23 protein-coding genes and 1 pseudogene are annotated in these 26,554 nt (G+C 70.6%); 7 read left to right on the forward strand and 17 right to left on the reverse strand.

Annotation, left to right across the window (positions count from 1 at the left end; all coding sequences use genetic code 11):
• Positions 1-50: 50 nt before the first annotated feature.
• From BpN12_RS05285 to BpN12_RS05305, 5 genes are all read right to left on the reverse strand, one after another.
• Complete coding sequence (locus BpN12_RS05285) at positions 51-932, reverse strand: PhzF family phenazine biosynthesis protein (RefSeq protein WP_246794241.1); 882 nt, start codon at positions 930-932, stop codon at positions 51-53.
• The gene (locus BpN12_RS05290) at positions 929-1,966 is read right to left on the reverse strand and encodes a threonine aldolase family protein (RefSeq protein WP_246794242.1); all 1,038 of its coding nucleotides are present in this window, start codon (positions 1,964-1,966) and stop codon (positions 929-931) included. The genes BpN12_RS05285 and BpN12_RS05290 overlap by 4 nt, the downstream gene beginning before the upstream one ends.
• A gap of 31 nt (positions 1,967-1,997) precedes the next feature.
• Positions 1,998-3,059, reverse strand: coding sequence for a carbon-nitrogen hydrolase family protein (locus BpN12_RS05295; RefSeq protein WP_246794243.1), 1,062 nt, complete (start codon positions 3,057-3,059; stop codon positions 1,998-2,000).
• Positions 3,060-3,160: 101 nt separating this feature from the next.
• The gene (locus tag BpN12_RS05300; RefSeq protein ID WP_246794244.1) at positions 3,161-4,060 is read right to left on the reverse strand and encodes a LysR family transcriptional regulator; all 900 of its coding nucleotides are present in this window, start codon (positions 4,058-4,060) and stop codon (positions 3,161-3,163) included.
• A 391-nt stretch (positions 4,061-4,451) separates the two neighbouring features.
• Positions 4,452-4,715, reverse strand: coding sequence for a cupin domain-containing protein (locus BpN12_RS05305; RefSeq protein WP_246794245.1), 264 nt, complete (start codon positions 4,713-4,715; stop codon positions 4,452-4,454).
• 189 nt (positions 4,716-4,904) lie between these two features.
• Here BpN12_RS05305 and BpN12_RS05310 point away from each other — a divergent pair, with 189 nt between their 5' ends.
• From BpN12_RS05310 to BpN12_RS05320, 3 genes are all read left to right on the forward strand, one after another.
• Positions 4,905-5,522, forward strand: coding sequence for a murein hydrolase activator EnvC family protein (locus BpN12_RS05310; protein WP_425306289.1), 618 nt, complete (start codon positions 4,905-4,907; stop codon positions 5,520-5,522).
• Positions 5,523-5,824: 302 nt separating this feature from the next.
• On the forward strand, positions 5,825-6,715 hold the full coding sequence (bla, locus tag BpN12_RS05315) for a class A beta-lactamase (RefSeq protein ID WP_246794246.1): 891 nt from the start codon (positions 5,825-5,827) through the stop codon (positions 6,713-6,715).
• 233 nt (positions 6,716-6,948) lie between these two features.
• Positions 6,949-7,821: a LysR substrate-binding domain-containing protein gene (locus BpN12_RS05320; RefSeq protein WP_042627666.1), complete on the forward strand. Its 873-nt coding sequence runs from the start codon at positions 6,949-6,951 to the stop codon at positions 7,819-7,821.
• A 134-nt stretch (positions 7,822-7,955) separates the two neighbouring features.
• Here BpN12_RS05320 and BpN12_RS05325 read toward each other — a convergent pair whose 3' ends face one another.
• From BpN12_RS05325 to BpN12_RS05355, 7 genes are all read right to left on the reverse strand, one after another.
• On the reverse strand, positions 7,956-9,293 hold the full coding sequence (locus tag BpN12_RS05325) for a hypothetical protein (protein ID WP_246794247.1): 1,338 nt from the start codon (positions 9,291-9,293) through the stop codon (positions 7,956-7,958).
• Between the two features lie 82 nt (positions 9,294-9,375).
• A complete protein-coding gene (locus tag BpN12_RS05330; protein WP_246794248.1) occupies positions 9,376-9,630 on the reverse strand; it encodes a GlsB/YeaQ/YmgE family stress response membrane protein in 255 nt (84 codons plus the stop codon).
• Positions 9,631-9,754: 124 nt separating this feature from the next.
• On the reverse strand, positions 9,755-10,564 hold the full coding sequence (locus tag BpN12_RS05335) for an ABC transporter ATP-binding protein (protein WP_246794631.1): 810 nt from the start codon (positions 10,562-10,564) through the stop codon (positions 9,755-9,757).
• 65 nt (positions 10,565-10,629) lie between these two features.
• On the reverse strand, positions 10,630-11,532 hold the full coding sequence (locus tag BpN12_RS05340) for an ABC transporter ATP-binding protein (protein ID WP_246794249.1): 903 nt from the start codon (positions 11,530-11,532) through the stop codon (positions 10,630-10,632).
• Positions 11,522-12,451 carry an ABC transporter permease gene (locus BpN12_RS05345; protein ID WP_246794250.1) on the reverse strand — a complete coding sequence of 310 codons (930 nt, stop codon included), beginning with the start codon at positions 12,449-12,451 and terminating at the stop codon, positions 11,522-11,524. Before BpN12_RS05345 ends, BpN12_RS05340 begins: the two co-directional genes overlap by 11 nt.
• A gap of 64 nt (positions 12,452-12,515) precedes the next feature.
• A complete protein-coding gene (locus BpN12_RS05350; protein WP_246794251.1) occupies positions 12,516-13,640 on the reverse strand; it encodes an ABC transporter permease in 1,125 nt (374 codons plus the stop codon).
• Positions 13,641-13,721: 81 nt separating this feature from the next.
• The gene (locus BpN12_RS05355; RefSeq protein WP_246794252.1) at positions 13,722-15,332 is read right to left on the reverse strand and encodes an ABC transporter substrate-binding protein; all 1,611 of its coding nucleotides are present in this window, start codon (positions 15,330-15,332) and stop codon (positions 13,722-13,724) included.
• A gap of 238 nt (positions 15,333-15,570) precedes the next feature.
• Here BpN12_RS05355 and BpN12_RS05360 point away from each other — a divergent pair, with 238 nt between their 5' ends.
• Positions 15,571-16,110: a hypothetical protein gene (locus tag BpN12_RS05360; protein WP_246794253.1), complete on the forward strand. Its 540-nt coding sequence runs from the start codon at positions 15,571-15,573 to the stop codon at positions 16,108-16,110.
• Positions 16,111-16,191: 81 nt separating this feature from the next.
• Here BpN12_RS05360 and BpN12_RS05365 read toward each other — a convergent pair whose 3' ends face one another.
• The 5 genes from BpN12_RS05365 to BpN12_RS05385 form a co-directional block, all read right to left on the reverse strand.
• Positions 16,192-17,781, reverse strand: coding sequence for an ABC transporter substrate-binding protein (locus tag BpN12_RS05365; RefSeq protein ID WP_246794254.1), 1,590 nt, complete (start codon positions 17,779-17,781; stop codon positions 16,192-16,194).
• Positions 17,782-17,893: 112 nt separating this feature from the next.
• Positions 17,894-18,580 carry a hypothetical protein gene (locus BpN12_RS05370; protein WP_246794255.1) on the reverse strand — a complete coding sequence of 229 codons (687 nt, stop codon included), beginning with the start codon at positions 18,578-18,580 and terminating at the stop codon, positions 17,894-17,896.
• 240 nt (positions 18,581-18,820) lie between these two features.
• A complete protein-coding gene (locus tag BpN12_RS05375) occupies positions 18,821-19,180 on the reverse strand; it encodes a hypothetical protein (RefSeq protein WP_246794256.1) in 360 nt (119 codons plus the stop codon).
• 236 nt (positions 19,181-19,416) lie between these two features.
• Positions 19,417-20,325 (reverse strand): bestrophin family protein, encoded by a 909-nt coding sequence (locus BpN12_RS05380; protein ID WP_246794257.1) that lies wholly within the window; start codon positions 20,323-20,325, stop codon positions 19,417-19,419.
• 228 nt (positions 20,326-20,553) lie between these two features.
• Complete coding sequence (locus BpN12_RS05385; protein ID WP_246794258.1) at positions 20,554-22,884, reverse strand: FdhF/YdeP family oxidoreductase; 2,331 nt, start codon at positions 22,882-22,884, stop codon at positions 20,554-20,556.
• 165 nt (positions 22,885-23,049) lie between these two features.
• On the opposite strand from BpN12_RS05385, the pseudogene BpN12_RS05390 reads away from it, so the two are divergent.
• The 3 genes and pseudogenes from BpN12_RS05390 to frc all read left to right on the forward strand — a co-directional run.
• Positions 23,050-24,468 (forward strand): annotated as a pseudogene (locus BpN12_RS05390) (aminotransferase-like domain-containing protein); the annotation flags it as partial.
• A 124-nt stretch (positions 24,469-24,592) separates the two neighbouring features.
• Complete coding sequence (locus BpN12_RS05395; protein ID WP_246794259.1) at positions 24,593-24,931, forward strand: ArsR family transcriptional regulator; 339 nt, start codon at positions 24,593-24,595, stop codon at positions 24,929-24,931.
• A gap of 303 nt (positions 24,932-25,234) precedes the next feature.
• On the forward strand, positions 25,235-26,485 hold the full coding sequence (gene frc / locus BpN12_RS05400; RefSeq protein WP_246794260.1) for a formyl-CoA transferase: 1,251 nt from the start codon (positions 25,235-25,237) through the stop codon (positions 26,483-26,485).
• Positions 26,486-26,554: the final 69 nt, after the last annotated feature.

Raw genomic sequence — 26,554 nt, forward strand, 5'->3', positions numbered from 1 at the left:
CCCGTGCGGACCGGGCGTGTCCGCCTGAACGATCGCCACGGCCTCGCTTGCTACAGCCGCAGGCTGCCCGCTGACACGAGCCGCGCGTATCCGCCGATCTCGAGCCGTCCGCCGGCGTCCGGCCCGTGCCAGTGGATCGTCGCGTCGCGTCCGACGTGGCGCCCTTGCGCGGCACGCAGGCCGGCGCTGCCCTCGCGCCAGCCGTGCGAGGCTGCGATCAGCGCGGCCGCGCAGGCGTTGCCGCCACCGCAGGCGGCGTCCTCGGCGACGCCGATCGCGGGGCCGAACGAGCGCACCTCGAAATCGGCGCCGCTGTGCGCGGCCGGCGCGATCACGGTGAGACCGGACACGTCGTGCCGCCGGCTCAGGCGCAGGATCGCGTCGAGATCGGGCGTGAGCGCGTCGAGGCCTTCGGACTGGCCGAGCCGCGCCACCAGCCAGCGCGCGCCGGCCTCGACGCGGGCCGCTTCGCACGCCCCGGCCGCCGGCCCGAGCGCGGCGGCCACGGCCTGCGCCGCCTCCCCATCGAGCATGACGACGTCGGGGACCGGCGTCTCGAAGCGGATCTCGCCGTCGGCGCCGTCGCTTGCGCGCATCGTGACGAGCCCGTAGGGGCTCTGCTGCACGAGCCGGCCGTCGTGCGGCGTCGCCATGCCGTTCGCGATCAACGCATGCGCCGCGCCGATCGACGGATGGCCCGCGAACGGCAGCTCGCGCAGCGGCGACCAGATCCGCACGCGATAGTCGGCACCGGCGTCGCGCGCGCCCGGCATCACGAACACGGTTTCCGGCATGCCGATCCAGGCCGCGAGCGCCTGCATCGCGGCGTCCGTCGGCACAGCGGCCGGCACCACCACGGCGACGGGGTTGCCGCGCAGCGCCTGCCGCGTGAACACGTCGACCAGGAACAGCGCGGCGTCGGCGGCGCTCATGCGGCCCACTCGCGTGCGAGATCGACGAGCACGGCCGCTGCGTGTTCGCAGCCCTCGCGCGTCACGTCGAGATGCGTGGTCACGCGGATGCGCACGGCATCGAGCGCCCGCACGCGCACGCCGCGCGCCAGCGCCTGCGCGGCGAACGCCGGCGCGTCGAGGCGCAGCTGCCGGACGCCGAACAGCACGATGTTGGTCTGCGGCGGGTCGGTCTCGAGCAGGAAGTGCGGGCTCGGCGCGAGCCGCGCGGCGATCAGCGCCGCGTTCGCGTGATCGTCGGCGAGCCGCTCGACGTGGTGATCGAGCGCGTGCAGTGCGGCGGCGGCCAGCACGCCCGACTGGCGCATCGCGCCGCCGAGCCGGTATTTCCAGGTCCACGCGTCGCGCACGAACGCGGCGCTGCCGGCCAGCACGGCGCCCACCGGGCAGCCGAGCCCCTTGCTGAAATCGAGCCAGGCGCTGTCCCAGCCGAGCGTGTAGTCGGCCGGCGCGATGCCGGTGGCCACCGTGGCATTGAGCAGGCGCGCGCCGTCGATGTGGGCGATCAGGCCAGCCTCGCGCGCGACGTCGCGCACGGCCCGCAGCGTGTCGAGCGGCCAGACCGCGCCGCCGCTGAAGTTGGTGGTCTGCTCGATCGACACCATCGCCGAGCGCGGCGCGGTGCGCGACGGCGCGCGAATCGCGGCGCGGCACTGCTCGGCCGTGAAGATGCCGTCGCGCGTGGCGAGCGGCGCGATCGCCACGCCGGCGATGGCCGCGGCGCCGGCGCCCTCGGTCGCGCAGATGTGCGCGCCGGCGTCGGCGATCAGCTCGTCGCCGCGGCGCGTGTGGACCAGCGTGGCGACCAGGTTGCACATGGTGCCGGACGGCATGAACACGGCGGCCTCGTAGCCGAGCAGCGCGGCCGTGCGGGCGCAGAGCGCCTCGGTGGTGGGGTCGTCGCCGGCCTGCTCGTCGCCGACGGGCGCGGCCGCCATGGCCGCGCGCATCGCGGCGGTGGGGCGCGTCTGCGTATCGCTGTAGAGATCGATCATCGGGGGCTCATCGGAAGGCTCAGCGGAAGGCTCATCGGGTCTCGGGGAACGGCTCGGCGCCGGCGTCGAACGGTGCTTCAAGCGGCGCGTAGAGCGGATCGTCGGCGGCGCTGTCGTGGCCGTCGCTGAAGCTGGCCGGCGTGAGCGCGCGACGGTTCACGCGCAGCTCGAACACGTCGAAGCGATTGTAATAGCCGACCACGTCCTGGAACTGCTTCGGCACCACGCAGCGGGCGAGATCGATGTCGGCATAGACGATGCCTTCGTCGTCGCGCAGCACGTCGCTGATCACGCGGCCGTCCGGGCCGAAGATCATCGACACGCTCTTCGGCGATTCCTCCAGCAGGCGCCGCGCGCGCGCGTCGTCGCGCGCGATCAGGTCGATCGCCTCGGGCGGCAGGAAACCCGAGGCGACGATGTTGAACAGCTTGCCCTCGAACGCATGGGCGCCGGCGCGCAGCCGGATCGCGGCCTCCAGGTCGTAGCCGCCCTCGCCGGGCGGGTGGGTCGGCCAGCGCGGCGAGAACGACGAGACGTGGACGTTCTCGCCCTGCGCGAGCAGCGCGAAGCGCGCCAGCGAATTGGTGTTCTCGCCGCAGACCAGCGCGCCGATGCGGCCGATCGGCGTGTCCACCACGCGCAGGCCGCTGCCGTCGCCGTTCGCCCAGGTCAGCTTCTCCCAGTAGGTCGGCACCAGCTTGCGATGGCGGTTCAGCAGCCGGCCGTCCTGGCCGATCAGCAGGTTGGTGTCCCAGACGCAGCCGGGGCTCACCGGCGTGCCCTCGTTGATGCCGATCGAGACGATCACGCCGTGGCGCCGCGCGGCCTCCTGCAGCCGGCGCACCTCGGGGCCGGGCACCGCGATCGCACTCGACACGAGCTTATGGAAGAACTCGTGGACGTCCACCGGCGCATAGACGCCGGACCAGACCGGGAACGCGCTGACGAAGGCCTCGGGGAACGCCACCAGCGCGGCGCCGTGGGCGGCGGCCTCGGCGATCAGCGCGCAGGCCTTGTCGAGGGTGCGGGGCGTGTCGAAGTAGCAGGGCGCGACGTGGCAGGCCGCGGCGCGAAAAGCCGGATAGGAGGTCATGGCGGGCAAAGGTGACGGGAACGGGGCCATTCTCAGACGCCGTTTGCGCGCTGTCGATGCACAGAGCCCGGCGAAAACGCTGGAACAGCCGCGGTGCGCGCCTAGGGATTGCGCGGCGCGCCCTCGCTCAGGAACGCCACGAAGTCGCGCGTGTACTTCGGCAGCGTCGAGAAATCGCGCGCGCACAGCACGAGCCGCCGGTGCGCCCACGCGTCGGTCAGCTCCACGGTGGCGAGGCGCATGGTGGCCAGCGCGCGATGCGCCGCGTGCCGCGACACCACGCCGATCCCCACGCCGCTCTCGATCACGCGGCAGATCGCATCGAAGCTGCGCAGCTGCGCGCGGTAGGCGAGGCGCCTGCCGAACGCCTTGGCCTGTTCGGCCAGATGCGCGTGCAGCGCGCTGCCGTCGGTCAGGCCGACGAACTCGGCATCGACAATCTCGCCGAACGACACCGAGGCGCGCGCGGCCAGCGGATCGGCCGCCGCGGCCACCACCAGCAGCCAGTCCTCGCGGAACGGCAGCTGTTCGAGGCCGTCGAGCCCGACCGAATCGGCGACGATGCCCACCTCGGCGGCGCGCGCGCGGATCGCGTGGACGATCTCCCCGCTCGAACGCTCCTCGAGGCTGATCGAGATGCCCGGATGCCGAGGCAGATACTCGGCCAGCGCGTCGGGCAGGTATTCGCTGAGCGAGGCGGTGTTGCAGAGCAGGCGGATGCGCGCGCGCAGCCCGTCGCCGAACTGCTGCAGCTCGCCGTGCATCTGCTCGATCTGCTGCAGCACGACACGTGCGTGATGTTCGAGCGAGCGGCCCGCGTCGGTCGGCTGCGTGCCGGTTTTCGTGCGATGCAGCAGCGGCACGCCGAGCGTGTCCTCCATGCCGCGAATGCGCTCACTCGCCGATTGCAGCGTGATGTGGGTGCGTTCGGCACCGGCCGTGATGCTGCCGGCGTGGCAGACGTTCAGGAAGAGGCGCAGGTCGGTGAGGTCGAATCGCATGATCGGTTCCGTGGCGGCGTGGCGGCGTGGCGGCTTGAAGGCTTGAATGGCGACGGGCGGCGTGGCCGGCAATGTAGCAGGCGCCGCGCGCGGTGCGCCTCAGGGATTGCCTGAGGCCGGATTCGCCGGTTCCGGATGGTGACCGCGCGCGCCGCCGTGCATGATGGGCGCCAGGGCCGCACGGTTCGCCACGCGGCCGCAGCATCCGTCAATCACGCACCAGGAGGCGGCAATGCGGGACGATCCCGGCTGGTCCCTGTCGTTCAGGCTCGCGCTGCATATCGTGTTCCTGTGCGTCGGCCTCGCACTGGCATGGGCGGCGCTGCTCGAGCGGTTTGGCTGAGCGGTTGATGAGCGGCTTATATGAGCGGCTCGGTCGAACGCGCCGCGCCTACTTGCGGCCGACCAGATAGTCGACGCCGTCCGGCCCGTAGCACTCGATGTGTGGCGTGTCCGCCGGCAGCTGGAACACGTCGCCGGGGCGGTAGACGGTGTCGACGCCGGCCACGCGCAGCGTGATCTCGCCGGCGACGATCAGCGCCTTCGCCTCGAACGGATGCGCGTGCTCGGCCAGCGTGCCGGGCTCGCGCCTGACGGGGACGGGCGCGGCGAAGCCTTCGCGGGCGAGCGCGGCGACGAACGTGTCGTGGTCCATGGGGGCTCCTCGATGCCGGGCGTGGGGAGACCGGCCTGTCGCAACGATACCGCTTGCCGGCCGCGGCGTCATGCGGGCGAGCGGAGTGCGCCGGCGCGGAGCGTTTGTCATCGTTGCTTGCATCCGGTTACAGGTGCGCGCGGCCAATTTTGAGAAGCTTGGCGACCTTCGCAGACACCCGAACCGGACATGAACGACAACGACAACATCGCATCACGAGGATCGCGCGGCGCCGCCTGGTGCGCCGTGCTCGCGGCCGCTTGCCTCGCGGCCGGCTGCGCCGCCGACAGGCAGCCGCTGCCGCCGGGCGATACGCTGGCGGGCGCCCCGGCCGCCGTGTCGCCGGGCGGCGGCCCGACGGTGCTGCCCACGGCCGGCCCCGGCGCGAGCGACGCGCAGCAGATCGTGCGCGCGACGCGCCGCCATGCGCAGCGCGTCGCGCTCGCGTGGCCGGCCGACGGCCCCGTGGTCGCCGATTTCCAGCCCGGCAGCAACCGCGGCATCGAGATCGCCGTGCGCTCGGGCGAGCCGGTGCGTGCGGCCGCCGACGGCCGCGTGATGTACGCCGGCACGGGCCTCAACGACTACGGTTCGCTCGTGATCGTCCAGCACAGCGCCGATTTCCTCACCGCCTACGCGCGCAGCGACCGCCTGCTCGTGAAGACCGGCGACATCGTCCGGCAGGGCGAGCCGATCGCCGAGGCGGGCGCGCCGGACCGGGCGCGCGACGCCGCCGTCTGGTTCGAGGTGCGCCGCGACGGCAAACCCGTCGATCCCGTCGATTACCTGCCGGCGCGGCAGGGCTGAGGCGGCAGGCGCGCTAGCGCGTGCTCGACATGGTCGCCTTGTCGGCGACGTGAGCCTGAGCGCCCGGCTCGACGCGTGGGCCCATCGCGTAAGTTCGTGGCGCTTGACCGACCCACGCTCGACGCGATTGCCTTGCGGGCGACATGGACCTGAGCGCCGGCCTGGCCCGACGCGCGGGCCCATCGCGCGGGTCCGCAGCGTTTGACCGAGCCGCGCCGCGGCGCGCCCCCGGCTTGACAGCGCCCGCCCGGCGCAGTGATGCTGTCTGCCGATTCCCCGACCTCGCTCGTTCCCGACCCGCCATGACCCATTCCCCGCTTCGCCGCTCCCTGCTGCTGGCCGCCGCGTCGGCTCCGGTGCTGGCCGCCTGTGCATCGCCGCGCGGCGGCTCGCCCGCCGTCGAGGCGGGCCGCCGCGAGCTTGCGGCACTCGACGCCGGGTTTGCCGGCGGACGCATCGGCGTGGCCGCGCTCGATACCGGCAGCGGCGCGCGCCTGCTGCATCGCGCCGACGAGCGTTTCGCGTTCTGCAGCACGTTCAAGACGATCCTCGTCTCGGCCGTGCTGACGCGCGCGGCCGGCGATCCGCGCCTGCTGTCGAGCGTGATCCGCTATCGCGCGCAGGACCTGGTGCGCTATTCGCCGGTCAGCGAGAAGCATGTGGACACCGGCATGAGCGTGGCGGGGCTCTGCGCCGCCGCGCTGCAGTACAGCGACAACTCGGCCGCGAACCTGCTGATCCGGATGGTGGGTGGCCCGGCCGCGGTGACCGCCTACGCGCGTTCGATCGGCGACCGCCGGTTCCGGCTCGACCGCATCGAAACCGAACTGAACGACGCGGTGCCCGGCGACGAGCGCGACACCACCACGCCCGCCGCGATGCTCGACACGCTGCGGCGCGTCGCGCTCGGCGACGCGCTCGACGCGTCCGGCCGCGCCCGGCTGATCGGCTGGATGCTCGGCAATACCACCGGCGACGCGCGGATTCGCGCGGGCGTGCCGGCCGGCTGGCGCGTGGCCGACAAGACCGGCAGCGGCGACTACGGCAGCGCGAACGACGTCGCCGTGATCTATCCGCCGCAGCGCGCGCCGATCGTGCTGGTGGTGTACACCACGCGCGATCGCAAGGACGCCGAGTACGACAACGCCGCGATCGCCTCGGCCGCGCGGATCGTGACGGCGGCGTTCGGCTGACGCGGCCTGATGCCGGGCGGTGGCGTGGATGGCCGGAGGCGGGCGCTTCCGGCGCCCGTTCCGGAAGCATTCCGGGCGCCGCGCGATGGCATGGCCGAACCCGCCTCGGCGGGCGGCTCGCCTTATGTTTCCGGATCGCTTATCGTGACGCCTGACACGCCGGCGTCCGCATTTGCAACACCACGCGCCGGCGCCCTCGCTTCCCGTTCTCCCGCGCTCCGCACACCGTCGCCATGCATCGTCTGCCGCCGCTCAACGCCCTGCACGTATTCGTCACGGTCGCGCGCCATCTGAACTTCACGCGCGCGGCCGACGCGCTGTGCCTCACGCAGGGCGCGGTCAGCCGGCAGATCCAGTCGCTCGAGGCGCACTACGGCTTCCCGCTGTTCGTGCGGCGCGCGAAGGGGCTCGCGCTGACGCCGGAGGGCGAGCAGCTGCTGCCCGTGGTGGCCGACAGCTTCGCGCGCATCGACGAGGTTTCGCGGCGCCTCACGCGCGAGCGCACCGATCTCGCGCTGAAGGTGCCCACCTGCGTGATGCGCTGGATCCTGCCGAAGGTCATGCAGTTCCAGGCCGAGCATCCCGACCTGCACGTGCAGATGACCACCGCCTGGCGGCACGACGTCGATTTCGCGACCGAGCCGTTCGACGCGGCGATCGTCTACGGCGGCGCGGGCGGCCCGGAGATCCACACGGTGCCGCTGTTCGACGAGCGGCTCACGCCCGTGTGCGCGCCGGAGCTGCTGGCGGACCGGCCGCTCGCCTCGGGCGCCGATCTGGCGCGCCACACGCTGCTGCATCCCACGCGCGACCATCGCGACTGGCGGCAGTGGCTCGCTCACGCCGGCATCGACGGCGTCGACGCGGCGCGCGGGCCGAGCTTCGACACGCTCGACCTGGCGACCAACGCGGCGATGCAGGGCTTCGGCGTGGCGATCGGCGACGTGACGCTGGTGGCCGAGGACGTGGCCGCACGGCGCCTGGCACGGCCGTTCGACGCGGTGCTGGCCACCGGCGCGCGCTATGCGTTCGTCTGCCCGGCGCGCAACGCGGCGCAGCCGAAGCTCGGCGTGTTCGGCGCGTGGCTCGCCGCGCATCGCGATTGAGCGGGCCGGACGGCCCTGCCGGTCAGCTGGCCCACGGCTGTCGCGAGCGGCGCACCGCGCATGAAGCGGCGGTCACGACTGATAGCGGGTGGCGGCAATCTGGTGAATCGGCGGGTGCCGACCGCGAATACCGACTACTCCGTTTCATCGAGGTAGTCGTCGGCGTTTCCCGTCCAGAGCGGCATGCGCGGGAATACCGCGCTGGCTGCCAGCGCCGCGTTTTCGGACGACTGGGCGCCGATCACCAGCGCGAACGGCTGGCCGGCACCTCCCGTATAGGTGGCCGATGCCTGCCAGCGCCAGACGATTTCACCGAGCGCCACCCAGACCCCGCCGGTCGGCTTGAACATCACGTACAGATGGTAGGTTTCATTGATATCGACACGCTGCTTGACCAACATCGGCCCGCTGCCGCCGAGCAGACTCGAAGGCGTATCGTCGGTGGTCAGGGTATGGGTCGCGGCGCCGGCTGCCGTGTCGAACGGCCCGTCGCATTCCTCGCCATCGCACTCGAACGGGTAAATGAATTCCCGATCGACGACTTCGCCCGGCGAGACGCTATTGGGGATAGCCGTGCCGTCCGCCGCCGTGCCGGGGCGATTGACCCGGAAGGTCTGGGTCATGCCCAGCTGTCCCGACCAGAGAAAGCCGGCCGGCAGGGTGACGATCGCGGTCGCGGCAATGCCGGGTCGTTGCAATGCCGTATTGCCGAATGAAAGACTGGAAATGCCGCTCGTCGGATCGCTTGGAACGCGCAACGGCGACAGGATCTGGCTGACGTCGGTCTGGGCGGTATAGCTCGTGAGTGTGGGGCTCGCCACGGTCACGGCGATCGTGGTGGTGGCCGCCTGCCCATTGACGTTGGCGGTCACGACGAGCGTCACCGCACCCGAGGTCGCCCAATAAAACGTGGCCCGGTCCGCCGCCGCGGCGAACGGCGCGACCGTACCGACGTCATCGGTCGTCGTGTAGTTGCCGACGATGGCGCCGGCGGGCGCGACGTTGAATGCGAGCCCGGTGATGTTGGCCCCGGGCGTATTCGGAGAACTGACCGTCCAGGTTTCGCGGCCGCCGATGACCGCCGAATAACCATTGGCCACCGGGCCGGAAAGCCCCTGAATGCTCAACATGGGAACGACTGCCGCCGGCGGCGGCGCCGGCTGAGCCGCGGGTTGAACTGCCGGTTGCGGTGCCGGTTGCGTTGCCGGTTGAGCCTGCGCTACCAGCGGGGTATGGCAGAACAGGCAATCGCCCGGGGAAGCGCTGGTATAGGTGCAAAACGGGGCATTCTTGCAGACATACATGAGATCACCTCGGTGAATCCGGAATGGGCGGATCGGATTGCTTGAGGCGAGTCTATCGAGTCGAGGCAGGTGGAACTTGAACAAATCGACGGATTTGTTTGCAGGTTCTTCGCATGCGATGCCGGCAGGGAGAATGGGCGCGGCGCCCTGCGTTTCGGGGCGCTGCATCGCTTGAAATCCGGCGAGGGATGCCGGAGACGACGAACGCCGCCGCCGCCGTCAGGCGACGGCAGCGGCAGGGGCCGGGCGCTCAGGCGCCGCGCTTGCGCACCGCGCCGACGATCACGAGCAGCACTATCGCGCCGATGATCGAGGCGACCCAGCCCGCCCCCTGGCCCGGCTGGTACCAGCCGGCCATGCGGCCCACGTAGCCGGCCACCACCGAGCCGGCGATGCCGAGCACGATCGTCATCACGATGCCCATGCCGTCGTCGCCGGGCTTCAGCGCGCGCGCGAGCAGGCCGACGACGAGACCGACCACCAGGGTTTCGAGAAGATGAATCATGAGCGCTCCTTGCGAGGTTGGATCGAAACGGGTGAAAGACATTCGCATGGACCAGCCGCCACGCGTACAGTTCGGCAGCAGCGTCCGTGCCTGCCCCGGCTCGGCGGCCGGATGCGTTCGACATTCACCCGGCATGCACTCGGTCCGGCGCCGGCCCGCCGTCGCCATCGCTATCCCCGGCCGCGCCACCGCGCCGATAGCCGCCCGTGGCCGCCAGCAGCGCGCGCGTGTAGTCGCTCGTCACGCGCGCGGCGCGCAGGTCCTCGATCGCGAGCTGCTCGACGATGCCGCCGTGCCGCATCACGGCGAGCCGCTCGCAGAGGAAGCCGACCACGGCGAGATTATGGCTGACCAGCAGCATCGTCAGCCCACGCTCGCGGTGCAGGCGCCGCAGCAGGTTCAGGATGCCGGCCTGCACCGACACGTCGAGCGCCGAGGTGGGCTCGTCGAGCAGCAGCACGCGCGGCTCGACGATCAATGCGCGCGCGATCGCCACGCGCTGTCGCTGCCCGCCCGAGAGCTGGTGCGGATAGCGGAACCGGAACGCGGCGTCGAACCCGACCTCGGCCAGCGCGCGCGGAATGCGCGTGTCGGCGCCGGCGATGCCGTGGATCGCGAGCGGCTCGCGCAGCGTCTCGTCCACCGTGAAGCGCGGATGCAGCGACGCGTAGGGATCCTGGAACACCATCTGCACGTCGCGGCGGAACGCGCGGTCGAGCTTGCCCCGCACGGGCCGGCCGTCGATCGCGAGCGTGCCGGCCGCCGCCGGTACGAGGCCGGTCAGCGCGCGCAGCAGCGTCGATTTGCCGGAACCCGATTCGCCGACCAGCCCGAACGCGGCGCCGCGCGCCACCGCGAAGCTGGCCTCGCGTACCGCGTCGACATGGCCCGCGCGCGTCGCGAAGCGCACCGACACGGCACGCACGTCGATCATCGGCGCGGCGGCGGCTCCCACGTCGGCGGTATCGGCGGACATCCCGGCGCGATCGAGAGGGGCCGTCATGATGCCTCCCCGAGCCAGGCCGGATCGAACGCGACCACCGGCAGCTCGTCGGGCGGCGCGACCAGCGGCGGGCTCGCGCCGAGCAGCGCGCGCGTGTACGGATGTTGCGCGTGAATCAGGTCGCGCGCCGCGCAGGTCTCCACCACGCGGCCCGCCACCATCACGGCGACGCGATCGCAGAACGACATCACGAGCGGCAGGTCGTGGCTGATCAGGATCAGCCCGGTGCCGTGGCGCGCGATCATCGCGTCGAGCACGGCCAGCACCTGCAGCGACACGGCCACGTCGAGCGCCGAGGTGGGCTCGTCGGCGATCAGCAGGCGCGGCCCGGTGGACACCATCATCGCGATCATCACGCGCTGGCCCATGCCGCCCGACAGCTCGTGTGGATAGGCGTCGGCCACGCGCGCGGGCGCGTCGATGCCGACCGCCGCGAGCGCCGCGACGATCCGCTCGCGCAGCGCGCGGCCGCGCAGGCCCGGCTCGCGCAGCCGGAACGCCTCGGCCATCTGGCGCGCCACCGTCATCACCGGGTTCAGTGAATATTTCGGATCCTGCAGGATCATCGCGATCTCGGCGCCGCACAGGCGCCGCCGCTCGCCGGCGCGCATCGCGAGCAGGTCGCGGCCGGCGAAGCGCAGGCCGCGCGCGCTCCATTGCGCGGCCTGCGGCAGCAGCCCGAGCAGCGCGCGGCCGGTCAGCGATTTGCCCGAGCCCGATTCGCCGACGATGCCGAGCCGCTCGCCCGGCGCGAGCGTGAGCGAGAGGTCGCGCACGGCGTCGGTGAGCGTGCCGTCGTGGCCGCGAAAGCCGATCCGCAGGCCGTCGATTTCGACCAGCGGTGCCGGTTCATCCGGCGCAGGCGTGGTGAGGGATGGCGCGTTCATCTCAGGCTCCATGGCGCGGGTCGAGCACGTCGCGCAGCCCGTCGCCGAGCAGGTTGAAGGCGAGGCTCACGAGCAGGATCGCGATGCCGGGCAGCGTTGCCACCCACCACGCGTCGAGCAGCACGCCGCGGCCCGAGGCCACCATGAAGCCCCATTCGGGGCTGGGCGGCTGCGCGCCGAGGCCGAGGAAGCCGAGCCCGGCCACGGTCAGGATGATGCCGGCCATGTCGAGCGTGGCGCGCACGATCACCGACGACAGGCAGAGCGGCACGATGTAGCGCCGCAGGATACGCCAGCCCGAGGCGCCCTGCAGCCGCGCGGCGTGGATGAAATCGGCCTGCGCGATGCGGATCGTCTCGGCGCGCGCGAGGCGCGCGTAGGCGGGCCACGCGGTGATCGAGATCGCCACCACGGCGTTCACCACGCCGGGGCCGAGCGCGGCCGCGAAGGCCAGCGCCAGCACGATCTTCGGGAACGCCAGCGCGATGTCGGTCAGGCGCATCAGCACGCTGTCGACGAAGCCGCCCGCATAGCCGGCGGTGGTGCCGATCAGCACGCCGATCGGCACCACGATCGCCACCACCAGGATCGCGATGCCGAGCGTGATGCGCGAGCCGCCGATCAGGCGCGAGCCGATGTCGCGGCCGAGCTGGTCGGTGCCGAGCCAGTGCGAGGGCGTGCCGGGCGGCAGCAGCCGGTCGCCGAGCACCTGCGCGAGCGGATCGTGCGGCATCAGCAGCGGCGCGGCCAGCGCCACCAGGATCAGCGCGGCGAGGATCGCGAGGCCGAGCAGGTTCAGCGGATTGCGCGCGAAGCGGCGCCAGCGGCGATAGGCGAGGCCGAGCGAGGCCTGCAGGCGCGAGGCGGGCGTGTCGGTGAGCAGCCACGCGCGCCGCGTGGTGGGGCCGGGGGAGACAGGAGGCTGGGTCATCGGCAATTCGGGCAGAACAAGGACGGCATGAGCGACAGGATCGACGGGACGGCGCGCATGCCGTTCATCGCGCGCGCGGATCGAACACGCGGTAGAGCGCGTCGGTCAGCAGGTTGAGCGTGATGAACATCGCGCCGATCACGAGCGTGGCGCCGAGCACCGCGTTCATGTCGGCGTTGAGCAGCGCGCCCGTCAGGTACGAGCCGATGCCGGGCCACGCGAACACGATCTCGGTCAGCACCGAGCCTTCGAGCAGGTTGCTGTAGGTCAGCGCGATCACCGTCAGCAGCGGCACGGCGATGTTGCCGAACGCGTGGCGCCAGATCACGCGGCGCTCGGGCACGCCCTTGGCGCGCGCGGTCACGATGTATTCCTGGCTCAGCTGGTCGAGCATGAACGAGCGCGTCATGCGGCTCAGGTAGGCCACCGAGTAGTAGCCGAGGATCGCGGCCGGCAGCGCGACGTGCGAGAGCGCGTTGCGGAACACCTCCCACTCGCCGGCCAGCGCCGCGTCGATCAGCAGGCTGCCGGTGCGCGCGTCCACCATGCCGTCGTAGGCCGCGTCGATGCGGCCCGGGCCGCCCACCCAGTGCAGCTTCGCGTAGAACAGCAGCAGCCCCATCAGGCCGAGCCAGAACACCGGCACCGAGCTGCCGACCAGGCCGACGAAGCGGGCGAGGTGATCGACCGGCCCGTTGTGGCGCACCGCGGCGGCCACGCCGAGCGGCACGCCGACGCCGATCCCGATCAGCGTGGCAAGCGTGGCCAGTTCGAGCGTGGCGGGGAACACGCGCAGGATGTCGTCGCGCACCGGGTTGGCGGTCAAGAGCGAGATGCCGAGGTCGCCGTGCAGCACGGCGCGCACGTAGATCAGGAATTGCTCCGCGAGCGGCCGGTCGAGGCCGAGCGCAGTGCGTTCGGCCGCGTAGGCGGCGGCCGAGGCGCGATCGCCGAGCACCGCCAGCACCGGATCGATCGGCACCTTGCGGCCGATCACGAAGGTCAGCGCGAGCAGCCCGGCAAACGTGACGGCCAGCGTCAGCAGCCAGCGCGCGAGGCGCAGCAGCAGGCGCACGAGCGGCCGGCGCGCCGGCAGCGTGCGCAGCGCGTCGAGCCGCGAAACGGGCGCGGGCCCGGCATCGGGTCGTGAATCGGGTCGTGCGTCAGGCGATGAAGCGGGGGACGGCATCGGGGCGGCGGTCTCCGGGTCGGGATGGGTTCGAACGGGTGCGGCGGCGATCGGGTCGGCGACCGCAGGGTCGCCGCATGGTCACTTCTTCAGCTTGCGGTACGACACGAGATCGTTGATCGGGCCGACCTCGAGGCCGCTCATGCCGGGCGCGGTCGCCACCTGCGCGACCTTCTCGAACAGGATCACGAACGGCGAATTCGCCAGCAGCGCCTTCTGCATCGCCTGGTAGCGCTTCGCGCGCTCGGCCGTGGACGGCTCCACCAGCGCCGCGTCGGTCTGCTGCGTGAGCGCCGGGATGTTCCAGGCGTTGCGCCACGCGAGCATCCTGTAGCTGGAACCGTCCGAGTTGTCCGGGTTCCAGGCGAAGCCCTGCGCGTTGCTGTGCGGGTCGATGTAGTCCGCCGACCATTCGCCGATGTAGATGTCGTGCTGCCGCGCGCGGTACTTCGCGAGCGTCTGCTTGTTGTCGCCGGGGATCAGCGTGAGCTTCACGCCGGCCAGCGCGAAATTCGCCTGGATCGCCTGCGCGATGTCGGTGTACGGATAATCGTTGCGCACGTCCATCGTCACGGCGAAACCGTTCGGCACGCCGGCCTTCGCGAGCAGCGCCTTCGCCCGGGCCACGTCGAGATGGTACGGGTTCGCGTTCAGCGTGCCAAGGAATCCTTCGGGCAGGAAGGTCTGGTGGACGGCGTAGGTGGTCTTCACGACGTGCTGCTGGATGCCCGCGTAATCGACCAGCCACTTCAGCGCTTCCTGTACCTCGGGCTTGGCCAGCGTCGGGTTCTTCGTGTTCAGGCCGAGGTAGAGCAGCGTGGCCTGCGGCGAGGCCGTGACCTTCGCCTTGCCGCTCTTCACCACGGCGGCCAGATCGTCGGGGCTCAGGTCGCGTGCGGCGTCCACGTCGCCGTTCTCGAGCATCAGCCGCTGGGTGGCGGCCTCGGGCACGTGGCGCAGCACGATCCGCTTGATCGCGAGCGGCAGCCGGTAGCCGTCGTCGCGCTGCAGCACGAGGCTGTCGCCGGCCGTCCACTTGACGAGCCGGTAGCCGCCCGAGCCGGCCTCGTGGGTCTTGAGCCAGCCGTTGCCGTAGTCGTCGCCCTGCTGGTGCGAGAGCAGCAGCTTGCTGTCGACGATCGAGGCGGGCCAGGCGCCGAGCACGTTCAGCACGAAGGTGCTGGCGTAGCGGCGGTCGGTGCGGATCGTGACGTCGTGTTCGCCGGCCTTCGTCACGTTCCGCGCGACGTTGGCTTGGGTCAGGCCGATGCCGGCCAGCACCGCGGCCGGCCCCTTGTCGAGCAGCACCGCGCGCCGGATCGACCAGACCACGTCGTCGGCCGTGAGCGGGTTGCCCGAGTGGAACTTCAGGCCGTCGCGCAGGCGGAACGTGAAGCGCGTGCCGTCGGCGCTCACGCTCCACGACTGCGCCACGTCGCCGTCGAACTTCGACGGGTCGGCGAGGTTCACGCGCACCAGCCGGTCGTAGACGTTGGCCACGTATTCCTCGGGCACCAGCTCGTAGATCTCGGCCGGGTCGAGCGTCGAGAATTCGTCGAGCAGCGTGGCCATCACGAAGATGTCCTTCGGCGTGGCGGCGCGCGCGGGGCTGGCGGGCAGCGCGGCCAGCGCGAGGCAGGCGGTGGTGGCGAGGGCTGCGAAGGCGGCGAGCGGGGGTCTCCAGGGCTTCATGCACACTCCATCGGTGGCGAATCGGCAGGCGGTGGCGGGATCGCCTGCGACAGCGACGGCGGAGCGCGGCGGGCGCGCATCGTCGCCCGTCACGGGCGTGCCGTATTAAAGCAGACAATCGCCGGCTATCTAAGCCCGTCAAAATTCGGCATGCTTACGCGGCGTGGCCGGGTACGCCGTGGGGCAGGCCGGCAGCCGGCGCGGCAGGCCGACATCAACGAGCAAGGGAGCGAGGGCGATGGACAGGAAGGAAGCGAAGGCGAAGGTGCGCGAGATGCTCGCGGCCGGAACGAAGAAGGGCGAGGTGTTCCGCGCGCTGTCGGGGCAGGGCGTCAAGGACCGCGCGCTGGCGTTCCTGATCGCCTCGCATCTCGATCCGCGCCGTTACGCGGACAACCGGATCCACGTCAGGATCGTGATCGCGATCGCCTGCCTGCAGCTGATCCTCGGCCTGCTGATCGGCGCCTATCTCGGCCTGACCCGGTCGCCCATGGAGGGGTTGATTGTCGGCGGCGTGGTGGTGGTGGTGGCCGGCCTGTTCCTGTGGGGCTTCGCGACCCACAACGCGGGCGTCTACAACGCGTTCCTGCTCCTCACGATCGTGCAGTGGGCGCGGCAGCTGCGCGAATTCGCCGGCGATCCGGGCGGCACGGCCGTGGCGCTCGGCGTCTCGATCGTGATCTTCGCCTACGTCTGGTTCGTGCGCGGCCGGCTGTTTCCCGATTTCGCGTTCATCAGCCCGCGCAAGGCGGGCGGCCAATACGTGTTCACCGACTGAGCGTGTTGCGCGGCCGGTGAGCATGGCGCCGGCGCGGCGCGGCGTGAGGTGGCCACGGCGCGTTGCGCCGGGCCGCGGGCGTCACTTCTTCAAGCTCTGGTACGAGGTCAGGTCGTTGATCGGGCCGACTTCCGGCCCCGTCACGCCGGGCCGCGTGGCGACCTGCGCGACCTTCTCGAACATGATCACGAACGGCGAGTGGTCGAGCGCCGACTGCTGCAGCGCCTGGTACAGCTTCGCGCGTTTGGCCGGCGACGGCTCGACCAGCGCCGCATCGGTCTGTTTCGTCAGCTCGGGAATGTTCCAGGCGTTGCGCCAGGCCAGCATCCTGGTGGGCGAGGCGTCGGAATTGTCGGGATTCCAGGCGAAGCCGCGCGCGTTGCTGTTCGGGTCCATGTAGTCGGGCGACCACTCGCCGATGAAGATGTCGTGCTGCCGCGCGCGGTATTTGCCGATCGCCTGCTTCGCGTCGCCGGGCAGCAGCTTCACGCGGATGCCGGCCTGCGCGAAGTTCGCCTGCAGCGCCTGCGCGATCTCGACATACGGGTAATCGTTCGGCATGTCCATCGTCACGTCGAAGCCGTTCGCGAGGCCCGCCTTGGCCAGCAGCGCGCGGGCCTTGGCGACGTCGCGGTGATACGGGTTGCGGTCGAGCGCGCCGAGGAAGCCGTCGGGCAGGAAGGTCTCATGCACCTTGTAGGTGGCCGAGATGATGTTGCGCTGGATGCCGTCGTAGTCCACCAGCCACTTCATGGCCTGCTGCACCTCGGGCCGGGCCAGGTTCGGGTTCTTCGTGTTGAGGCTCAGGTACATCAGCGCCGCCACCGGCGTGGTGGCGACGCGGATCTTGCCGGCCTTGGCGAGCGCGGCGAGGCTGTCGGGGCTCAGGTTGCGCGCGGCGTCGGCGTCGCCGTTCTCCAGCAGCAGCCGCTGCGCCGACGCCTCGGGCACATGGCGCAGCACGACGCGCTTCATCGGATAGGGCGTGGGGTAGCCGTCGAAGCGCTGCAGCACGAGGCTTTCGTTCGGCGTCCACTTGACGAGCTGGTACGGGCCGCTGCCGGCGTCGTGGGTCTTCAGCCAGGCGTTGCCGAAGTCGCCGTCGCGCGCGTGGCCGTCGAGCAGCTTGCGATCGGCGATCGAGGCGGGTCCGGTGCTCAGCACGTTCAGCACGAAGCTCGGCGCGGTCTTGCGGTCGGTCTGCAGCGTCACGGTGGCGGCATCCACGGCGCGCACCTTCTCGCGCACGTTGTCCTTCGTGAGGCCGAGATCGGCCAGCACGCCGGCCGGCCCCTTGCCGAGCAGCACCGTGCGCTGCAGCGACCAGGCGACGTCGTCGGCCGTGACCGGGTTGCCGGAATGGAACTTGAGGCCGGGCTTCAGCCTGAACGTGTAGGTGAGGCCGTCGGCGGCGACGCTCCACGATTGCGCGATCCGGCCTTCGAACTTCGTCGGGTCGTGCAGGTCGACGCGCACCAGCCGCTCGTAGGTGTTCGCGACGTACTCGGACGGCACCTGTTCGTAGATCTCGGCCGGGTCGAGCGTCGAGAACTCGCCGATCTGCGTGGCGATCACGAAGATGCCGGCCGGCGTCGCGGCGGTGGCGGGAACGGCGGGCGCCAGCGCCGCGAGCGCGGCGGTGACGGCGAGCGTGGACAGCAGGCGCTTCATGCGGGCTCCGTCGAATCGGGGAATCCGCGATTCTCTCATCCCGGCGCGCGCATGACGGAAAAATGACGGGCGGCGTTGCGGTGAGCGGGGCGGCCGAGGCGGCCGGGTTGCGCTACCAGTAGAGCACGAACGCGCCGTCGTCGCGCCGCACGCCGTGGCCCTGCAGCGTGATCCGCTCGATCGCGCCGTTGCAGGCGAGCACGGCCTGATGCGTGACGAGCCCGTCGTGCACCACCAGCGCGCCGTCGCGATAGGCGAAGAACTCGGGGTGTCCGGCGTCGCCGGTCCATTGGTTGAGGCCGCTACCGGGCGGCGTGGACAGCGACAGCGTGAAGCTCACGAGCTTGCCCGGCTCGGGCTCGAACGCGGGAAAGACGTCGCGGAACTGCAGATCGCGATGGATCTGCGCGACCGGGCCGCCGAACGCCGGATGCGGCAGGTAGATGTGGAAGCCGGGCAGCGCGGCGTCGTCGGCCAGCACGGCCGGCGCGCCGAGGCAGCCGGCGAGCGCGTCGGCCACGGTGTCGAGCAGCGGCCGGAACGTGCCGGCCAGCAGCGCGTTGCTGGCGTGGCGCACGTCGGCGTCGCGATAGAGGTCGGTGCCGCCCGCGCTGCAGTCGAGGTAGGCGGCCAGCCCCAGCGTGAAGAACGGCACGAGCGGATGGCGCTGCCGCCAGTGCGCGCGCATCCGCATCACCTGGCCGATCCAGTCGGCGCGCGCGGCGGCGTCGAGCACGTCGTCGAGATGGATCGGCTCGTGCAGCAGGCGGACGGGCGCGGGGCAGGACATGCCGTTCATGGCCGGGGCTCCTTCGGATTCGGTCTGGCACGGCGCGTGGGCGCGGGCCGGCCGTGACCGACGATTATCGGAGCGGCGCCGCGCGGCGGGGCCGCGAACGCGATCCGGCGTAGCGCGAATGCGAAGCGAGGTGGGGTAGGAGAGCCGGGGGCCCGCGCCGCATGGCGGGGCGCGAACGGGCAAGGCGCCCGGCGGGCGAGCCGGGCCGGCTCAGGCAACGTCAGGCAGGATCAGGCAACCTCAGGCCGGCTCGTCCCGCGGCCCCGGTGCGCTCTGCTGTCGGTGCTCCTCGAGCATCTCCTTCAGCACCGCGACGGCGCCTTCGATCCGCGTCATCGTGCTGGCGATCTCCTGCCGGCTCTTTTCGAGCTTGCGCAGCTGTTCCTCGCCGCGCGGCAGCTCTTCCTCGAACGAGCGGATCCGCGCGGCCACCATGGCCATGTCGGCCTCGCCTTCCTGGATTCCCTTCAGCGCCTCGATCGCGCCCTGGATGCGCAGCAGCGTGCGTTTCAGTTCGTCCTGTTTGTGCTGGTTTTCGTGCAGCGCGCGGTCGCCCTGGCTCAGGTTGTCCTCGAACTGCCGGAGGCGTTCCAGGATCATGTCTTCGTTCATGTCGATACGGATGGCAAGGTGTGGATGAGTGATCCGGCAACGGGACGGCCGGCCTGCGCCGTCATAGCCATATAGCCGCCGTCGCGTCAATGTGTTTTCGGCGATGTCGGCAGACGATAGCGGTTATCAAATCGGCAGGCAATGCGTTTTTTTACCTGGATTTCTGCCCGACTTTAATCGAGTCGAAACGCGATGCCGGACGTGCCGCAGGGTAGCGCCGCCGTCTACGAGGCGTGGTAGCGCGCGTCGGCCGGGATTTCCCCGGGCAGCGGTTCGCCGGCGAGTTCGCAGAGCGAGCGTTCGATCTGGCGCGTCAGCGTGTCGAGCGCGAGGTGGTGCGGGCCGGTGCCGAACGGGTCGGCGATGTAGCCGGCGATGGTGTCGAGCGCGATCAGCGTATACGACACGAACACGGACACGAACGGCGTGGCGAAGCCGATCGAGTCGACGAGGCCGAACGGCAGCATCACGCAGTAGCAGTAGATGGTCCGGTGCAGCAGCACGTGATACGGGAACGGGATCGGCGTGGAGGCGATCCGCTCGCAGCCGGCCAGCTTCGCGCCGAGTTCGTTGAGCTGCGCGTCGAGCATCCAGAGTTGCGTGTCGGTGAGCGCGCCGTCGCGGCGGCGCGCGGCCAGGCGCTCGCGCAGCAGCTGCAGGACCGTCACCGGCACGAAGCGCGCGGCGGCGCAGCGCGCCTGGGCCGCCGCGTCGAGATGGCGGGCGAGATCCCCGGCCGGATCGCTGCCGCGCAGCTGGTGCTTCATCGCGTAGACGAACGCGATGGTGAGGCGCGCGCAGTCACGGCCGGCCGGCGTGCCGTCGTAGGCGAGCGCCTGCGAGACCAGCGCGCGCGCGGCGGTCAGCACGCCGCCCCAGAGCTTGCGTGCTTCCCAGTAGCGGTCGTAGCTCGCGTTGTTGCGGAACGCCGCGAAGATCGCGAGCGCGAGGCCGGCCAGCGTGAACGGCGTGGGGTTCAGCGGCACCTTGGTGCCGAAGATGCGGCCGTCGGTCAGCAGCGCCAGCAGGCTGATCACCGTCATCACCGCGAGCTGCGGCAGGATCGATTGCAGCACCGAGCCGTTCCAGACGAACAGCATCCGGAACCAGTGTTCGCGCGGACGGATGATCATGACGGCAACTCCGGTACGACGGGGGAGGCTGGCAACACTACCAGAACCTGGAACGGGCAACCATGGCGGGCGGGCGGCCCGGCACGGGCGCGAGGCGGCGCCGTGCCGGCCAGGCCGGCGCGGGGATCGCGTTGCGTGCGTGGTGGCCCCCTGCGGCGGGGCGATGAAGCCGGACGGTGAATCCGGGGAGGTGAAGCGGCCCGTGCCGGCGCCGCCGTCACTGCCTCGTCAGGCCGCCGCGCGCGTGGCGCCGGCCGCCGAGCGGTGCATCAGCACCGGGATCGACTTCGAGGTCGGCGTGTTCGCGATGTCGGCCGTGCTGTCGAGCGGCACCAGCGGATTCGTTTCCGGGTAGTAGGCGCCGAGGCAGCCGCGCGGGATGTCGTACTCGACCAGCAGGAAGCCGTCGGCGCGGCGCTCGATGCCGTCGTGCCAGACCGTCTCCAGGTCGACCCGGTCGCCGGCCTGGAAGCCGAGCATCGCGAGGTCGTCCTTGTTCGCGAACACCACGCGGCGCTGGCCGAACACGCCGCGGTAGCGGTCGTCGAGCGCGTAGATGGTGGTGTTGTACTGGTCGTGCGAGCGCGTCGTCATCAGCGTCAGCAGCTTCTCGCCGTGCTGCGCGCGGGCGCGGTGGATCGGCGAGTCGGTCGGCAGCGGGTGGGCGATGAAGTTCGCCTTGCGGTTCGGCGTGATCCAGTCGCGTTCGCGCGAGGCCACCCGCAGGTGGAAGCCGCCCGGCTGCGCGATCCGCTCGTTGTAGTTCTCGAAGCCGGGGAAGGTGGCCTCGATCGCGTCGCGCACGCGCGCGTAGTCGTTCATGTAGCCGCGCCAGTCCACCGTGTCCTCGGGGCCGAACAGCGCCATCGCCATGCGCGCGACGATCGCCGTCTCCGACAGCAGGTTCGGCGAGGCCGGCTTGTTCATCCCGTAGGAGACGTGGACCATGCTCATCGAATCCTCCACCGTCACGCCCTGCGAGACGCCGTTCTGCAGGTCGATCTCGGTGCGCCCGAGGGTGGGCAGGATCAGCGCGTCGGTGCCGTGGATCAGGTGGCTGCGGTTCAGCTTGGTGGTGATGTGGACCGTCAGCGCGCAGCGGCGCAGGCCGTCCCAGGTGCGCGGCGTGTCGGGCGTGGCCATCGCGAAGTTGCCGCCCAGGCCGATGAACACGTTCACCTGGCCTTCCAGCATCGCCTCGATGGTTTCCACCACGTCGTAGCCGTGGTGGCGCGGCGGCTCGAAGCCGTAGACCTGGCCGAGCCGGTCGAGGAACGCCATGCCCGGCTTTTCCTCGATGCCGACCGTGCGGTTGCCCTGCACGTTCGAGTGGCCGCGCACGGGGCACAGGCCCGCGCCCTCGCGGCCGATGTTGCCGCGCATCAGCATCAGGTTCGACAGCATGTGGATGGTCTGCACCGAATGCTTGTGCTGCGTGATGCCCATGCCCCAGGTGGCGATCACGCGCTCGCTCGACGCGTAGAGCCGCGCGAGCGAATCGATCTGCGCGTAGGACACGCCGCTCTCGGCGGTCAGCGCGGCCCAGCTCTCGGCGCGCAGGTCGGCGGCGAACGCGTCGAAGCCGGCGCCGTGCTCGTCGATGAAGGCCACGTCGAGCACGCGCGGCTCGCCGGCCAGCACGGCCGCGTCGTCGAACTCGAGCACGCGCTTGGCGACGCCCTTGATCAGCGCGAAGTCGCCGCCGATGATCGGCTGCACGAAGGTGGTGGCGATTTTCGTGCTGCCCATGGTCAGCATCTCGACCGGGCTCTGCGGGTCGGAGAAACGTTCGAGGCCGCGCTCCTTGAGCGGGTTGATCGAGACGATCTTCGCGCCGCGCTTCGCGCACTCGCGCAGCTCGCCGAGCATGCGCGGGTGGTTGGTGGCCGGGTTCTGGCCGAAGATCATCAGCAGGTCGGCATGCTCGAAATCGTCGAGCGTCACCGTGCCCTTGCCGACCCCGACGGTGGCCGGCAGCCCGCGGCTGGTGGCCTCGTGGCACATGTTCGAGCAGTCGGGGAAGTTGTTGGTGCCGAAGCGGCGCACCAGCAGCTGATACAGGAACGCGGCCTCGTTGCTGGCGCGGCCCGAGGTGTAGAACGCGGCGCGGTCCGGATCGTCGAGCGCGTTCAGGTGGCGCGCGATCAGCGTGAACGCGTCGTCCCAGGCGATCGGCACGTAGCGGTCGCTGGCGGCGTCGTAGACCATCGGGTCGGTCAGGCGGCCGTGCTGCTCCAGCTCGTAGTCGGACTGCTCGAGCAGCGCGGTGACGGTGTTCGCGGCGAAGAATTCGGGCGTGACGCGCTTCGAGGTGGCCTCGGCGGCCACCGCCTTCACGCCGTTCTCGCAGAATTCGAAGGTGGACGCGTGCTGGCGGTCCGGCCAGGCGCAGCCCGGGCAGTCGAAGCCATCCGGCTGGTTCTGCTTGAACAGCGTGCGGTAGTTGCCGCCCGCCACGCGTTCCTTGATCAGGTTGATCGCCACCTGCTTGACCGCGCCCCAACCGGCGGCGGCGTGGTGATAGGGTTCGATGCGCGGAATCGGAGCTTTCTTCTTCATGGCTGAAGCCGTTACGGGGCCGCCTCTGGCGACGATGGACAGAGCGTACCCGCGGCTTCATGCCTCATGGGTACACACCTGATCTATCGCAAAAAGAGTACAGTTTCGTTTCCAGAACGCCTGACGGCCATCAACTGTGCTTCCCACCTCCCTGAAAGGCGTCGCATGACGCGCTACGAAAAGCTGGCCGACGAGATCGACGAGATGATCCGGCGCGGCGTCTACCGGCCCGGCGAGCGCGTGCCGTCGGTGCGGCAGGCGGCGCGCCAGCACGACCTCAGCATCACCACCGTGGTGCGCGCCTACCTGGTGCTGGAGAGCCGCGGCGCGATCGAGAGCCGGCCGCAGTCGGGCTACTTCGTGCGCGCGCGCGAGGCCGCGGCCGGCGAGCCGGCGCTGAACGCGAGCACGCCGATCGCGGTGTCGTCCACGGTGGACGTGAGCCGGCTGGTGCTGTCCACGCTGCGCAGCATCGCGCGCGACGACGCCGTGCCGCTCGGCTCGCCGTATCCCGACTCGGCGCTGTTCCCGTCGCAGCGGATCGCGCGCCACATGCACGCGATCGCGCGCGGGCGCACGCGCTGGGGCGTGGTGGACGACCTGCCGCCCGGCAACCCCGAGCTGATCCGGCAGATCGCGCGGCGCTACGGCGAGCGCGGCATCGCCGTGGACCCGAACGAGATCGTCGTGACGATCGGCGCGACCGAGGCGATCAACCTGTGCCTGCAGGCGGTGGCGCGGCCCGGCGACACGATCGCGGTGGAATCGCCGACCTTCTACGCGATGCTGCACGCGATCGAGCGGCTCGGCATGCGCGCGATCGAGGTGGCCACGCATCCGGTGGACGGCATCGACCTCGATGCGCTGGCGCGGATCCTCGAACGCGAGCCGATCGCCGCCTGCATGGTGATGCCGAACTTCCAGAACCCGCTCGGCTTTCGCATGAGCGACGCGCGCAAGGCGGCGCTCGTCGACCTGCTGGCGCGCCACGACGTGCCGGCCATCGAGAACGACGTCTACCACGAGCTCTACTACGGCGAGGTGCGCCCGAGCGCGCTGAAGTCGTTCGACCGGCGCGGGCTGGTGCTGCACTGCGCGTCGTTCTCGAAGAGCCTGTCGCCGGCCTACCGGATCGGCTGGGCGATGCCGGGCCGCTACCGCGATCAGGTCGAGAAGCTCAAGTTCCTGAACACGCTCGGCACGCCGGCGCTCGACCAGCTCGCGATCGCCGAGTACCTGGGGCACGACGGCTACGACCACCACCTGCGGCGGATCCGCAAGACCTTCGCGCAGCAGGCCAACCTGATGGCCGCGATGGTGCGGCGCTTCTTTCCCGACGGCACGCGAATCTCGCAGCCGGCGGGCGGCTACGTGCTGTGGGTGGAACTGCCGCCCGCGTGCGATGCGATCGCGCTGTACCGGCTCGCGCTGGCCGAGCGGATCACCATCGGGCCGGGACACATGTTCTCGACCACCGGCAACTATCGGCACTGCATCCGGCTCAACTACAGCTATCCGTGGTCGCCGCAGATCGAGGACGCGGTGCGCCGGCTCGGGCGGCTGGTGGCGTTCGCCTCGGACCGCGGCGCGGGTGGTGGTGATGGCGGCGGCGATGGCGGGAGCGCCCGCGCCGGCGGGCAGGACGGGCATGGCAAGGGCAGGGCGGCGCGAAGCCGCGCAAACGACCGACCAACCAGGAGGAGACACGATGACGAACCGATCGCATGACGGCACGCCCGACGCGCCGCACGACTACGACGGCCCGGCCGGCGACGCTGCCAACGACGCCGGCGGGCTCGACCCGACCATCGCCGCGGTGCTGCGCCAGCTGCGCGACGCGCTGATCGAAACGCCGGGCCGCGCCTGGTCGCTCGCGAAGCTGAGCAAGCGCTCGCAGGTGCCGATGAGCACGCTGCGGCGCACGCTCACGCAGCTCGACGCGGCCGGTCTCACGGCCACCGAACTCGGCGAGGACGGCATCGGGCACGCGGTGCTGACGCAGGAGGGCGTGGCGCTCTGCGAGGCACTGTTCGGCGCCAACGACTGACGGCGCGGCGGGGCAGTCGGCGCAGGGCGGGCGACGGGTGCGATGCCGGCGTCGGTGTCGTGCCACGCGTGATTCGCGCGGCATCCGGCGGGCTCGGAGAGGGCATGCCGGAGGCGGTTCGCAATATCGTCAGGACACCGTATCGATGATGTGAATTGCGTCCAAAACGCCGTCGCGAGCGGGGATGGCGGCACGCGGAAGCAGGGGATTCAAGCCGAAAAGGCACTTGACGCCGATCAATACTGGCCGTCAGTCGAGAGCGCCTAATTTTGACTGTGTCCACCCTTTTCCGAGGTTCGCATCATGGAACTCCCGCTCAGCGGCATCAAGGTCATCGATTTCACCGGCGTGCAATCGGGCCCGGCCTGCACCCAGATGATGGCGTGGTACGGCGCCGACGTGATCAAGGTCGAACGGCCCGGCGTGGGCGACGTCACGCGCAATCAGCTGCGCGACATTCCCGATCTGGACGCGCTCTACTTCACGATGCTCAACAGCAACAAGCGTTCGCTGGAGCTGAACACGAAGACGCCCGAGGGCAAGGCGATCATGGAGCAGCTGGTCCGCGAGGCCGACATCCTGGTCGAGAACTTCCATCCGGGCGCGCTCGATCACATGGGCTTCACCTGGGAGCATCTGCAGGAGTTGAACCCGCGCCTGATCTTCGGCTCGGTCAAGGGCTTCAACGACGATTCGCCCTATGCCCACATCAAGGCCTACGAGAACGTCGCGCAGTGCGCGGGCGGCGCGGCCTCCACCACCGGCTTCTGGGACGGCCCGCCCATCATCAGCGCGGCCGCGCTCGGCGACAGCAACACCGGCATGCACCTGCTGATCGGCCTGCTCACCGCGCTGATCGGCCGGGAAAAGACGGGCCGCGGGCAGCGCGTGACGATCTCGATGCAGGACAGCGTGCTGAACCTGTGCCGCGTGAAGCTGCGCGACCAGCAGCGGCTCGAGCGCGTGGGCTACCTCGAGGAATATCCGCAATACCCGCACGGCACGTTCACCGACGTCGTGCCGCGCGGCGGCAACGCGGGCGGCGGCGGCCAGCCCGGCTGGATCCTCAAGTGCAAGGGCTGGCAGAGCGATCCGAACGCCTACATCTATTTCACGATCCAGGAGCAGAACTGGCCGGCGACCTGCGACGCGATCGGCAAGCCGGAGTGGAAGGACGATCCGGCCTACAACACGGCCAAGGCGCGGCAGTCGGTGATCTTCCAGATCTTCGCCGAGATCGAGAAGGTGCTCGCCGACAAGACCAAGTTCGAGGCGGTCGACTACCTGAGCGGGTTCGACGTGCCGTGCGCGCCGGTGCTGACGATGAAGGAAATCGCCAACGACGCCTCGCTGCGCGCGAGCGGCACCGTGGTCGAGGTCGAGCAGAAGAAGCGCGGCAAGTACCTGACGGTCGGCAGTCCGATCAAGTTCTCCGGGTTCACGCCGAAGATCGCCGGCGCGCCGCTGCTGGGCGAGCACAACGACGAGATCCTCGCCGCGCTCGGCTACTCGAAACAGCAGATCGATGCGTTGCGGGAGAAGCAGGTCATCTGACCGGTCCGGCCGGTGTTGAACCGACATCAGGCTGGTACCTGACGGATATCTGACTGCATCGGCGCCACG

It is taken from the genome of Burkholderia perseverans (assembly GCF_022870505.1).
Taxonomy (GTDB): Bacteria; Pseudomonadota; Gammaproteobacteria; order Burkholderiales; family Burkholderiaceae; genus Burkholderia; species Burkholderia plantarii.

Bases quoted from the DNA above. Each gene is read 5' to 3' on its own strand.
- BpN12_RS05365 (WP_246794254.1), bottom strand. From the start codon at position 17,781: ATGAAGCGCCTGCTGTCCACGCTCGCCGTCACCGCCGCGCTCGCGGCG.
- BpN12_RS05370 (WP_246794255.1), bottom strand. From the start codon at position 18,580: ATGAACGGCATGTCCTGCCCCGCGCCCGTCCGCCTGCTGCACGAGCCG.
- BpN12_RS05310 (WP_425306289.1), top strand. From the start codon at position 4,905: ATGAACGACAACGACAACATCGCATCACGAGGATCGCGCGGCGCCGCC.
- frc (WP_246794260.1), top strand. From the start codon at position 25,235: ATGGAACTCCCGCTCAGCGGCATCAAGGTCATCGATTTCACCGGCGTG.
- BpN12_RS05380 (WP_246794257.1), bottom strand. From the start codon at position 20,325: ATGATCATCCGTCCGCGCGAACACTGGTTCCGGATGCTGTTCGTCTGG.
- BpN12_RS05325 (WP_246794247.1), bottom strand. From the start codon at position 9,293: ATGCAGCGCCCCGAAACGCAGGGCGCCGCGCCCATTCTCCCTGCCGGC.
- BpN12_RS05395 (WP_246794259.1), top strand. From the start codon at position 24,593: ATGACGAACCGATCGCATGACGGCACGCCCGACGCGCCGCACGACTAC.
- BpN12_RS05305 (WP_246794245.1), bottom strand. From the start codon at position 4,715: ATGGACCACGACACGTTCGTCGCCGCGCTCGCCCGCGAAGGCTTCGCC.
- BpN12_RS05335 (WP_246794631.1), bottom strand. From the start codon at position 10,564: ATGATCGACGTGCGTGCCGTGTCGGTGCGCTTCGCGACGCGCGCGGGC.
- BpN12_RS05385 (WP_246794258.1), bottom strand. From the start codon at position 22,884: ATGAAGAAGAAAGCTCCGATTCCGCGCATCGAACCCTATCACCACGCC.
- BpN12_RS05330 (WP_246794248.1), bottom strand. From the start codon at position 9,630: ATGATTCATCTTCTCGAAACCCTGGTGGTCGGTCTCGTCGTCGGCCTG.
- BpN12_RS05350 (WP_246794251.1), bottom strand. From the start codon at position 13,640: ATGCCGTCCCCCGCTTCATCGCCTGACGCACGACCCGATTCACGACCC.
- BpN12_RS05295 (WP_246794243.1), bottom strand. From the start codon at position 3,059: ATGACCTCCTATCCGGCTTTTCGCGCCGCGGCCTGCCACGTCGCGCCC.
- BpN12_RS05320 (WP_042627666.1), top strand. From the start codon at position 6,949: ATGCATCGTCTGCCGCCGCTCAACGCCCTGCACGTATTCGTCACGGTC.
- BpN12_RS05355 (WP_246794252.1), bottom strand. From the start codon at position 15,332: ATGAAGCCCTGGAGACCCCCGCTCGCCGCCTTCGCAGCCCTCGCCACC.
- BpN12_RS05375 (WP_246794256.1), bottom strand. From the start codon at position 19,180: ATGATCCTGGAACGCCTCCGGCAGTTCGAGGACAACCTGAGCCAGGGC.
- BpN12_RS05345 (WP_246794250.1), bottom strand. From the start codon at position 12,451: ATGACCCAGCCTCCTGTCTCCCCCGGCCCCACCACGCGGCGCGCGTGG.
- BpN12_RS05285 (WP_246794241.1), bottom strand. From the start codon at position 932: ATGAGCGCCGCCGACGCCGCGCTGTTCCTGGTCGACGTGTTCACGCGG.
- BpN12_RS05290 (WP_246794242.1), bottom strand. From the start codon at position 1,966: ATGATCGATCTCTACAGCGATACGCAGACGCGCCCCACCGCCGCGATG.
- BpN12_RS05300 (WP_246794244.1), bottom strand. From the start codon at position 4,060: ATGCGATTCGACCTCACCGACCTGCGCCTCTTCCTGAACGTCTGCCAC.
- BpN12_RS05360 (WP_246794253.1), top strand. From the start codon at position 15,571: ATGGACAGGAAGGAAGCGAAGGCGAAGGTGCGCGAGATGCTCGCGGCC.
- bla (WP_246794246.1), top strand. From the start codon at position 5,825: ATGACCCATTCCCCGCTTCGCCGCTCCCTGCTGCTGGCCGCCGCGTCG.
- BpN12_RS05340 (WP_246794249.1), bottom strand. From the start codon at position 11,532: ATGGAGCCTGAGATGAACGCGCCATCCCTCACCACGCCTGCGCCGGAT.